Annotated in this window: 8 protein-coding genes and 2 pseudogenes; 7 read left to right on the forward strand and 3 right to left on the reverse strand. The window is 38.2% G+C overall.

The genetic code is table 11. From position 1 onward, the window contains the following. Positions 1-127: 127 nt before the first annotated feature. Positions 128-1,225 (reverse strand): annotated as a pseudogene (locus FTT94_RS15335) (GGDEF domain-containing protein); the annotation flags it as partial. A gap of 198 nt (positions 1,226-1,423) precedes the next feature. Continuing rightward, positions 1,424-2,212, reverse strand: a complete 789-nt coding sequence (locus FTT94_RS15340) for a hypothetical protein (RefSeq protein WP_180076925.1) — start codon at positions 2,210-2,212, stop codon at positions 1,424-1,426. A gap of 300 nt (positions 2,213-2,512) precedes the next feature. Here FTT94_RS15340 and uvrB point away from each other — a divergent pair, with 300 nt between their 5' ends. The 7 genes from uvrB to FTT94_RS16790 all read left to right on the forward strand — a co-directional run bounded on the left by uvrB (position 2,513) and on the right by FTT94_RS16790 (position 11,619). Next, positions 2,513-4,534, forward strand: coding sequence for an excinuclease ABC subunit UvrB (gene uvrB / locus FTT94_RS15345; RefSeq protein ID WP_180171069.1), 2,022 nt, complete (start codon positions 2,513-2,515; stop codon positions 4,532-4,534). A 153-nt stretch (positions 4,535-4,687) separates the two neighbouring features. Continuing rightward, on the forward strand, positions 4,688-5,284 hold the full coding sequence (locus FTT94_RS15350) for a lipocalin family protein (protein WP_180171070.1): 597 nt from the start codon (positions 4,688-4,690) through the stop codon (positions 5,282-5,284). Positions 5,285-5,411: 127 nt separating this feature from the next. Beyond that, positions 5,412-6,344 (forward strand): EamA family transporter RarD, encoded by a 933-nt coding sequence (gene rarD, locus FTT94_RS15355; protein ID WP_180171071.1) that lies wholly within the window; start codon positions 5,412-5,414, stop codon positions 6,342-6,344. A 218-nt stretch (positions 6,345-6,562) separates the two neighbouring features. Continuing rightward, on the forward strand, positions 6,563-8,239 hold the full coding sequence (locus FTT94_RS15360; RefSeq protein WP_180171072.1) for a hypothetical protein: 1,677 nt from the start codon (positions 6,563-6,565) through the stop codon (positions 8,237-8,239). A 711-nt stretch (positions 8,240-8,950) separates the two neighbouring features. After that, positions 8,951-10,408, forward strand: a complete 1,458-nt coding sequence (locus FTT94_RS15365; RefSeq protein ID WP_078191876.1) for a glyceraldehyde-3-phosphate dehydrogenase — start codon at positions 8,951-8,953, stop codon at positions 10,406-10,408. A 210-nt stretch (positions 10,409-10,618) separates the two neighbouring features. Beyond that, entirely contained in the window at positions 10,619-10,993 is a 375-nt protein-coding gene (locus FTT94_RS15370) for a helix-turn-helix domain-containing protein (protein ID WP_125278388.1), read from the forward strand. A gap of 29 nt (positions 10,994-11,022) precedes the next feature. Continuing rightward, positions 11,023-11,619, forward strand: coding sequence for a hypothetical protein (locus tag FTT94_RS16790; RefSeq protein WP_257231469.1), 597 nt, complete (start codon positions 11,023-11,025; stop codon positions 11,617-11,619). A 7-nt stretch (positions 11,620-11,626) separates the two neighbouring features. On the opposite strand, the pseudogene FTT94_RS15380 reads toward FTT94_RS16790, so the two are convergent. After that, positions 11,627-11,743, reverse strand: a pseudogene (locus tag FTT94_RS15380) (transposase); the annotation flags it as partial.

Raw genomic sequence — 11,743 nt, forward strand, 5'->3', positions numbered from 1 at the left:
TGTACACAGCGCATTGGGTTATGTATCGCCTTTTGAGTTTGAAGCAATGTACTATGATAAGATTAACCCGTTAGGTCACGTGGCCTAACTTAAATAAAAATGTCTCCGACAAACCCGGTACGGTTCAGTCATTGAGTTCTTTTAGTCCATTTAAATCAATAAAAATACAAGAAACAGGACGTAATTGATTGCGTTCGAGACGCTTGAGTTCTGCGATATAAAATGAACGATTATAGAGTTTGGTCAGTACGTCGTGTTTACCTAAATACTCAAGATAATTTTCAGCCTTTTTACGTGCAGTAATATCGGTTAAGGCAACCTGCACGGTGCTCCAATCATCAAGATAATCGGGAAATACAGTAAATTGTAGTAAGACGTGGCGAATACTGCCATCAAGTGCATAATTTATAGCTTCACGTTGATGATGTAAATTACCATTCCAAAGTTCAATCAACTGTTCTTTAAATGTTTGAAGCATCTCTTTGGCAAATACTTTATGTACATTTTTGAGCAATATTTCTTTGTTCGGAGCGCCAAATAAATCAAGCGTGGCTTGATTGACGTCAACGATCAGTATTTCTTTAATGCACTCTTGTACAAAATCGGGATGAACATCCAAAAAAGTGACAAAGTCTTCGATTTCTAAAGCGCGTAGCTGATCTAATTTGATTTTAATCCGGCTAAAATCTTCGACCCAAAGTGAGGTCGGAGAATAATGAAAACGCGCTTCTGCCAAATGACGACTTTGTTCTTGTAAACGGCAAGCTTCAGTATAAGAGGTGATATCTTCAGTCGTAATTAAAACGGCAGATAAATCCTGCTCATGACTCGGTAGCACAATGCCTTTGAGTTGAATGTCTAGGCGTTGTCCACTGAGCGTATAGTTCACAGCAGAATGGGAAAAATGCGTTTCACCATTCCACAATGCAACCAATTCTCTAATGTGTGTTTGACACATCTCCGCCTGAAAAACTAAATCCAGGTTTTGACATAAATGTTCAAAGTCACGTGCTTGATACAGTTCTAGTGTTTTTGTGTTGACCTGTAAGATTTTTATTTTTCTCGCACATTGCAAAATACGAGATTCATCTTGTTGAAGAAAAGTGGCGAGATCCTGCACACCTTGTTGACGCCAGAGATCAAATTGTTTTTTGACTTCACTGTAATCTTCAAGCCACATGGCAATGGGGGATAGCTCAAAAAAAGGAGAATCTAGCATGTCTATTTTATGTGCTCGTCATTCTTTATGATAATGTCAGCAAGTAGTATAAGACGAAAAAAATGATATTAAAATAATGTGATATGTAAAATAAGTTTTATTTTTAATGTGACTTAAGTCACTAAAAACCATTAAACAACCGTAGAAAAAAAGCCAATATGGACATTGGCTTTTTGGGTGTTTCAAATGTGGTGAAAAGAGCCTTTAGCGGCTGGCTTTACGGGCTTTATTTTCAGGCTTTGGTGCAGCAATTTCACGTTCAGCTTTCCAAACATCGATGAAATCTTTTTCATTGATATTGTACAGTTCAAGTAGGGCTAAAATAACGCCGCCAAACATCATCGGGCCTTCAGAATTACTTTGAAATTCAAATATTTTCCCATTCAGGGCATGCAAAATATCTTCAATTTCAAAAATACGGTCACGACCATTACTGTCTGTCGGGTACATTTGGGTATTCAGGACAATTTTCGCAAGACTTTTTTCATTATCCGTTAAGGCCAGTACATCAACCAACTCATCTGTTGAAGGTGCGAAAATAACCGAATCTCGATAAATCGTATGTAAAAGTTTCGAGGTGAGTTTTGGTAATGCTTTTTCAACGAAAGGACGGAATGAAATTGGAAAAATAACATTTCTGGAAATCCCCTTAAACATGGGAGCAATTTCTTCAACTTTATAGCCAGCGACACCACAACCGATCGAGGTAATGAAGTATTTAGTCTTCGGATGATTCTTGGTATAGATTTTAAAATCATCGACATAGTGTTGAATTTGTGACAACGGCATTTGTTGTAAATGCTCATTCATCGTTGGAATAGCAAAACTTTGACCAGCCCATCCACGACCAATACCATTCATTGCACCAAAATGCTCTAGGGCAGTACGCGCTGCACCGCCAGTATGTTGACCTGCCATATTGCTGCCAAAAACAAAAATGGTATCTTCAGCTAAGTTTTTAACAATACTTTCGTCATGATATTGGTAAGTCATAAAGTTTGATCTGTGGCGTCCTTTTGTTCATGTTGCAGGTGAAATTTAGCTAGGTCAAGTATCTATCTGGGTTAAATGAACGCTTTATCTATGAGTTTTTTAGCCTAAAGAGTTTCTTCGAAAAAAATTGGCACAATCAGGCGCTTTATATTTTTTGAAGTTGATGACAAAGTATAGAAACACATACTCAGTAAAGTTTCTTCTGTCTGTAAGAGACTTTGGCTTTTTACATAAATTTAGCGTTGTTTTGTGCAACTTTGCCCTCATAATAAAGCCCTATAAAAACTGTTGAAGAAGAGTGTGATGCAGGAACAGCCTTTTGAACTGGTAACACAATATCAGCCCGCAGGTGATCAGCCTCAAGCGATTGAGAAATTGGTCAAGGGGATTGAGAAAGGAATGCATGACCAGTTGCTCTTAGGGGTAACAGGTTCGGGTAAAACCTATACCATGGCAAATGTGATCGCTCGCACGCAACGTCCAACGATTATTATGGCGCATAACAAAACTTTGGCTGCGCAGCTTTATGGTGAGTTTAAAGCCTTCTTTCCGCATAATGCTGTGGAATATTTCGTCAGTTATTATGACTATTATCAGCCCGAAGCCTATGTGCCATCTTCAGATACCTTTATTGAAAAAGACTCATCGATTAATGATCACATTGACCAAATGCGTCTTTCGGCAACCCGAGCATTATTAGAACGACGTGATGCAATTATTGTAGCGTCGGTTTCTGCCATTTATGGTCTGGGTGACCCGAATGCCTATATGAGTATGCTTTTGCATATTGTGGAAGGGGATCGAATCAGCCGTGATGACATCATCCGTCGGCTGGTGGAAATGCAATACACCCGCAATGAACTCGAATTCCTACGCGGCACATACCGTATCCGTGGTGAAATTATTGATATTTTCCCTGCGGAATCGGATCAAAATGCCATTCGTATCGAATTGTTTGATGACGAAGTTGATTCAGTTCGATGGTTTGATCCCTTGACGGGCAAGTTGGTCCGTAAAGTGCCACGTATTACGATTTATCCAAAGAGCCATTATGTGACGCCTAAAGATAATTTACAGCGTGCAATTGGGACGATTCGTGAAGAACTCACAGACCGACTGGGGTTCTTTCGTGCAAATGATAAATTACTCGAAGCTCAACGTATCGAACAGCGCACACGTTATGATTTAGAGATGATGCAGCAGCTTGGCTATACCAACGGTATTGAAAACTACTCACGGCATTTGTCAGGTCGTCCTTCAGGTGAAGCACCGCCGACTTTGTTTGATTATGTACCTGATGATGCCTTATTGATCATCGATGAATCGCATGTGACTGTTCCGCAAATTGGGGCTATGTATAAAGGTGACCGTTCGCGTAAAGAAAACTTAGTGAATTATGGTTTCCGTTTACCAAGTGCGCTTGATAACCGCCCAATGAAATTTGAAGAATGGGAGCGGATTATTCCTTCGACCATTTATGTCAGTGCAACGCCTGCACATTATGAAATGGAAAAGTCTGAACAAGTCGTTGAGCAAGTGGTTCGACCCACAGGTTTGGTCGACCCTGAAATTGAAATTCGTCCAGTGTTAACGCAAGTGGATGATGTATTGTCAGAAATTAATAATCGTAAAAACTTAAATGAGCGTGTATTGGTTACGACATTAACCAAACGTATGGCAGAAGATTTAACTTCATATTTGAAAGAATATGGTATTAAGGTCGCTTATTTACATTCTGATATTGACACTGTTGAACGAACTAAAATTATTCATGAATTGCGTTCAGGTGTATACGATGCAATTGTTGGGATTAACTTGCTGCGTGAAGGCTTAGATATGCCAGAGGTGTCTCTAGTCGCCATTTTAGATGCAGACAAAGAGGGGTTCTTACGTTCTGAGCGTTCTTTGATTCAAACCATTGGTCGTGCAGCGCGTAACTTAAACGGTAAAGCGATTTTATATGCAGATCGTATGACCGACTCCATGCAAAAAGCCATTGATGAAACGGATCGTCGTCGTAATTTACAGATTGCATTTAACCTTGAACATGGCATTACACCACGTAGTGCTGTACGCCAAAACGTTAATGATATTGATACTGGTGAACTGCTGACAGATGATGAAATCGATGCAAAAATTTCAGATCAGGCCAAGGCATTAACTGCAGATGAACGTCATTTGATGTCAGATCCAAAACTTTTAGCAAAACATATGAACAAGCTGGAAAAAGAAATGCTGAAGGCATCGAAAGATTTACAGTTTGAACAAGCTGCTCGATTACGCGATGAAATCTTGCGTTTAAAAGCACAGATGATTTCATAATTTTGTTAGACAAGATGCGGAATATTGTTTGAATGACATACATAATTCAGACAAGAAAATGATTTTTAGAGCAATCTTTCCGCTAGAGTAAAAACACGAGAGAAAGAATTACTTAATTTTCATCGAATGTTTTGCATCGAAATGAGGCATAAAATGACAACAACGAATCTTCCGAAAGCTGGTTTTAAGCTCGCAAAAATTGCACTTGGTGCAGCAGTGTTAATTGGTTTGGGTGCAGCCACAATGGCCTATGCACAGACGAAACCTTTACAGACTGTGGAAAAAGTCGAGCTCGATCGTTATTTAGGTATGTGGTATGAAGTAGCTCGTAAGCCTTTAGTCTTTCAAAAAAGCTGTGACCGTGATGTGACTGCGGTTTACACGCTAAATGAAAATGGCAACATTAATGTAAATAATCGCTGTGTATCTAAAGATGGTACCAAGAAGCAATCAATAGGCGAGGCATTTGTACAAAATGCACCGTTTAACTCGAAATTAAAAGTTAGTTTCTTACCAGAAGCCATTCGTTGGTTGCCTGTGGGGCGTGGTGATTATTGGGTACTCAAAGCCGATGAAGACTATCAAACAGTTTTGGTGGGTGAGCCACGTCGTAAATATATGTGGGTTCTTTCTCGTTCGGCTCATCCAGATCAGGAAGTGATTCAGGAATATTTAAATTATGCGCAATCTGTTGGTTATGATTTATCAGATATTATTCATACCAAGCAGACAGTGAAACCTAAAACCTAAATATTTGAACAAATGCTAAAAAACCATGCCTGTGCATGGTTTTTTATTTGCTAGAATGTCCAGATGAAAAGCTTGATTCATCAAGCAAAATATCAAGATTATGTAGTCATTTGGACTGGAGTGAAAGATGTATAAAGGCGTTGCATTGTCTGTATTGGCATCGGTCACTTTCGGTATTTTGTATTTCTTTACCATCTTTTTAAAACCTCTAGATAGCGAGCAAACTTTTGCATGGCGCATGTTGGCGACCTTGCCATTTTTAACCTTATTTATGTGGTGGATGAAAGATTTAAACAAAGTCAGTGAAATTTTTTGGCGTGTGGTCAAGCAACCGATCTTTCTCATTTGGTTAATCATTAGTTCACTTTTATGTACTACACAGCTTTGGTTGTTTTTGTGGGGGCCAATTAATGGCCGAGGGCTAGAAGTATCTTTAGGGTATTTTCTATTGCCCTTAGTGATGGTTCTGGTTGGATGTGTGCTGTATAAAGAAAAGCTGTCTAAATGGCAGATGGCTGCTGTGGCATTGGCAATTTTAGGGGTCGGCCACGAAATTTGGCGTATTGGCAGTATCGCGTGGGAAACTGTCTATGTCGCTGTGGCTTATCCGATTTATTTCTTTTTACGTCGTACCTTTAAAACCGATCATTTGGGTGGTTTTTGGTGGGATCTTTGCTTAATTTTGCCTGTAGCCTTTTATTTAGGATTTATTCATAGCGATAGTTTAGCGCTGATGTCGTTATTCCCGTATCTGATTTTGGCGGTTTTAGGACTGGGTTTTCTGAGTGCGCTTGGCTTAGGTAGCTATATGTTGGCGAGTCGTTATTTGCCATTTGTGATTTTTGGTTTGTTGAGTTATTTAGAACCCGTGTTGTTAGCTTTTGCATCCATCGCATTAGGGGAGCGAGTAGAAGCCGAAGAATGGCTGACCTATATTCCAATTTGGGGTGCGGTATTGTTATTGGTGATAGAAGGTGTCTTGCATCTGTTTAAACAAAAGCAAAATGAACGTGCGCTAGCAAAAAATGTAAAAGCGTTAAATGATCGAATCGATTCTTAGACTGAAAATGCTGGTACGATAAATTGATCAGTTTACAATTAATGCTTGCTGTTTTTTAATAAAATCTTAAACTTAGAAAACTAAAACACGCCATGATTCAATTTATTGTTTAGGAAGAACAGCATTGAATGATGGTGTACAAAAATATTTATTTTAGATAAAAATAAACTGAAATCGATAAAAGATCGATTAAAGAACCAAGATACAGGAAGCAGTCAGTGGTTGTCCCATTTCATCAAAGCGCTAAACTTTTACAGCTAGAGCCTGTGTTGGATCAGCATTGGCGGAGTATTGTATCTGAAGTATGCACTGATCTTGATCAATCCAATTTAGCACAGATACAGCAGGTGTTATCGCAAAAAGGTATTCGTTGGGAGTCTTCATCACAGTCGTATCAAAGAAATGTACCGATGAATTTGGGCATGCTGATGAAAGTACTAAAATATGATGTCATGCGTGAGCATGCACAGTATTTGGCAACACAGCTTGAAGAACTTCGAACATTGACAATGAGTATTCAAGTTGCGCAAAAATTAGAAGAAAACCTATCCTATATCAATAAAATAGATGCAGAAGAAGATTTTGAATTACAGTATGAAAAAAATGTATTACATCAGCATTTCATTTTAAATGCCGCACAAATCATTCGTGAAATGGATTTGATTGCGCCGAGTGATGCACGTCAACTCACTGCTCTGCAAGTTAAAATTTTCTTGATCGAAATTTTCTTAAAGTCACATATGTTAGGGCAAGTTTTTGATGCTTCTATACCAAAATCATCTGAGGTTTGGCAACATCCGATTTTTAAATATTATTTAAAGCGTGAACAAAAAACGCGATATTTACAAATCGTACAAACATCTGAGTTTATTTATATTTTGTCGCCTGATTTAGATTGGACGACGCAGTATTCAGCAACTCGGTTTTTATCGACAAAGCACAATGACGCCCTAGCAGACGAAGTTTTTGATGGGGTGGCCATAGATTTAAATACTGCTCTAGAAAATCAGCAGATCGAACAATTAAAATTTCGAGTCTCAAAGTTGGCATCCATTGCAGGTTTTATACATTTAAATCTGCAAAATTTAATGCAGCAACTACATACACGGGTAGATAAGCATCTACTTTTAATGCTGCATGTAGAGGATGCTACTCAATTAGCGACGGTTTTACCTGCTTTTGAGCAGCAGTTCAATACATTGATCTTGAAGCCCTTACATCAGACTGTTCAATATCAACTGAGTGAGCAGATACAGTATGATTTTGTCTTTTTCCATAGCATGCAAATATCTCAGAAGCTCATCACGAGTCTAAAAGTCTTGAGTAGTTGCCCGGAGTTTGAGGCAAATTTGGAGTTGAAACGACTGCGACTTCAACTACAGGCTTGGCAGGTGCTTTTGTTGAAACGGCGGACGCACATTTTTTATATTCAAAACGAAGATGAGTGGGAGTTTCATCATCAGCAGTCACAGCAAATTTATATGGCGCTGAAGGCGCTCCTGCAGCCGATTGATGATCAACAGAAGGTCTTTGCTACAGCAGCGATTGTAGAAAATACGGGTACCAATGGTTCACATATTGGATTTTCCAAACGCATGACGAAAACAGGGGATTATGAAAGCTTTGAAGCTGATGCTTTAAAAGCGCTGCAGCAAAAAAAGCGCCAAACTTATATGCAGGTTTTAATGTTGCTAAAGGAACATGCGTCACAGCTCGTCAATCTCGATTTTGAGCCATGTGAAAATGCCTTAAAGGTGCAGTCTTTTAGTGATCGGAGATATTTTGCGATTAGTACTGGAGAGAATGGTTTAAATGCACTACCGAAAATATTAGAGCTGAGTGTAAATTTCTTTGATTTTAATTTGGAAAAGTTTGCTGAGAATCTGAAAAATTAACAGAATTTTAAATATTGATCTGACTTTAAAACTAATGTTAGGCAGTAACATTAGAGGCGTAATTTGATCCAAATAAAAGAACGATACGCGGTAATGTTATCCGCAATTGTCTAAGACAAGGTTACTTCTAATAAAAAATGTTTTTGCGATACTTTGAATAAATTGACGGTAGTGAACGAGTTTTGCAGTGAGGAGCATTGCTCCGCAAGATGGTTTCCTTATGAAGCACGCTTCTCATTTTGCCAAATGAGAAACAACGTTTCGTAAGAGTACCTCTAGCTGAAGGCTAAACCCTTTATTCAAACCTCAAATGTAAGACTCCGTCGAATATTCTTAAAAATCATTTAAAAATGTGAAATTATTATTACGAGCTTAACATCAGTAAAAATACTATAAATTGAGCAAAATAAAAAAACACCACAATTTGAAAAATATAAATATTCGTTCATCTTTGAGCTAAATATGCAGAGATCTGGTTGATAAAACTACATTTGAAATTTTGTGACAAAAATCTGCGAAAAAGCCAGTTTTTCAACTTTCGGCTATAAAATCATAATACTAATCATGATTATTTTGAAAATTGATAGTGAATATATAACAAAATAACCTTGTCGAAATCTGCTTTTAGATTCATTAATTTTCAGTTTTCCATTACAATTGTGGGGTTTTGAAATTTATGCTTAGATTTACAATTAATTAGAGGACGTATCTGTGAGCAAAGACACTATCGTTGCCCTACATGCAGAGCACCAAGGTCGCTGGAAAAACCGTGAAGAAATCGCGGAACGTATGATTGCCCTAGTGGGTCAGTTATATCGTGAAAAAAACATCGTAGCTACAGTATACGGTCGTTCTTTAATTAACCGTTCGGTTATCCAAATTCTTAAAGCGCATCGTCGTACTCGCGTACTTGACGTTGAACTTTCAGTTGTGAACACTTTCCCAATTCTTGAAGCTTTAGCGAAAATCGAAAACATCGGTACTGCTGAAATTGATCTTGGCAAACTTGCTGTTGAGTTCAAAGAAAAAGGCGGTGATGTTGACGCATTCGTTGCTGACGCTGTGAAATCACTTGAAGGCAATGCAACTAACGTTGAAAACCGTGATGTTGTACTTTACGGTTTCGGTCGTATCGGTCGTATCCTTGCACGTTTGATGATCAGCCAATCTGGTCTAGGTCGTGGTCTTAACCTTAAAGCAATCGTTGTTCGTAAATCATCTGACGGTGACTTAGAAAAACGTGCGTCTTTGTTACGTCGTGACTCTATTCATGGTCCATTCGCAGGTACGATTTCTGTTGATGAAGAAAACGAAGCAATCATTGCTAACGGTAACTTCATCAAAGTGATCTATGCGTCTAACCCATCTGAAGTTGATTACACTGCTTACGGTATTAACAATGCACTTGTAATCGATAATACAGGTAAATGGCGTGATTCTGAAGGTCTTGCACAGCACCTTAAATGTCCAGGTGCTGCACGCGTAATTCTAACTGCACCTGGTAAAGGTGATATGAAGAACGTTGTATACGGTGTGAACCAAGCTGACATCCTTGATGAAGATACAATCATCTCTGCTGCAAGCTGTACAACAAACGCGATTACACCAACACTTAAAGTGTTAAATGACAAGTACACAGTGATTAATGGTCACGTTGAAACAGTTCACTCGTTCACAAACGACCAAAATTTGATCGACAACTACCATAAAGCTGACCGTCGTGGTCGTGCTGCTACTTTAAACATGGTAATCACTGAAACTGGTGCTGCTAAAGCTGTTGCTAAAGCACTTCCTGCTCTTCAAGGTAAATTGACTGGTAACTCAGTACGTGTACCTACTCCAAACGTATCTCTTGCAATTTTGAACCTTACTTTAGGTCAAGATGTTGACCGTGAAGAAGTGAATGAATACATTCGCCAAATTTCAATCAACTCTAACCTTCAAGGTCAAATCGGTTATACAAACTCAACTGAAGTTGTATCGTCTGACTTTATCGGTTCACGTACTGCTGGTGTGTTTGACGCTCAAGCGACAATCGCTTCTGGTAACCGTTTAACTGCTTATGTTTGGTACGATAACGAAGTGGGTTATAGCTGCCAAGTATTGCGTATTGCTGAGCAAATGGGCGGCGTAAGCTATCCAAAAGTTCCTGCTGAAACTAATGCTTAATTAGTTCATGCTGTAAAAAAAGGGCCTCATTTGAGGCTCTTTTTTATTGTGGAAAATAAAGTTGGCCAATCAGCTTAATAAAATCATATACATTAATTGATGGAAAATTCACCTTGATACGCTCATATGAATCTGTTAGCTTACAAATGGTAAGTACATTAAAAATAGTAAGTAATAACTAAAAACCGTGATCAAGAAAGGAACTCTTCAATGACCAAGTATGCAATCAGTCCATTGTTGGGACAGGTGCTATCTAATGAATGCCCATCCCGTGAAATACTGGAACATCTCACCAATAAATGGTCAGTGCTAGTATTGCGCTGTTTAAGTGAAGGTGTACATCGCTTTAGTGAGCTGAAACAGCGAATTGAAGGGGTCAGTGAAAAAATGCTGGCGCAAACCTTAAAAATGCTGGAGCAAGATGGTTTTATTTTAAGAACGGTGTATCCGGTTGTGCCACCCAAAGTGGAATATCAATTGACCATTACCGGTTCGCAAGCAGCAGAAAAAATAAACTATTTGATTGGCTGGGTAGAGCGCAGTTTGCCAGAGATTTTGGAAAATAAAGAGCGTGTTACTAAATAAAAATTAAATTGCTTTTGGGGAAGCAATAGATGAAAAAATCAGAAAATTTGATTGCGACAGTGTTAGCAGTCTACGCAATTATCTTAACCTTATGCATCGCTATTTATGCAATTTTTAAAAGTTTAGAAGTTGATATTACTTTAGCGACAAATCTTTTGCTTTGGTCGGCGGGGATATTTGCTCCAATAGCGGTCTTAATGACTTACACGAATTGGCGAGAGCAAAAAGGCAGTGAATTAATTGCTGCTCAATCTAAAGATTTAATAATTTATTTAAAGGAATATAAAGCTCAAACTAATAAGCTTCTGGCGCTTGTACTTAATAACTATTTAAATGAATTAGATAATGAAATGATAAAAAAATTTTTAGGTCCTAAAATCGAGCCATGTGAAATCAGAAGGATATGGGGTTCTTTAAGTCCCCTAAGGCAAAATATAAATGATGCTTTGAGTTTTATAAATTTTAATCAAGATAATAAAAAATTAGGAAAACTGATCGACGAATATCGTGAGCTTGCTAGCAAAATTGACTCGCATATATATGGAATAAATAATGAGGAAATCTATCATCAGTTTTTTAGGATAGCATTTTCTGAAAAACTTGATGAATTGATTGAGGAGATGTAAGCTGTCATTAAAAAGTAAACATGTATTCTTTTCCGAATTGGTTTGATACTCTCTCCACCCATTGCTCTATTTTATCAGCTGTCATGACTTGAAAGTCTCGCCAATAATATTTCATCTGCTTCCA

The organism is Acinetobacter sp. YH12027 (assembly GCF_013420085.1).
Lineage (GTDB): Bacteria > Pseudomonadota > Gammaproteobacteria > Pseudomonadales > Moraxellaceae > Acinetobacter > Acinetobacter amyesii.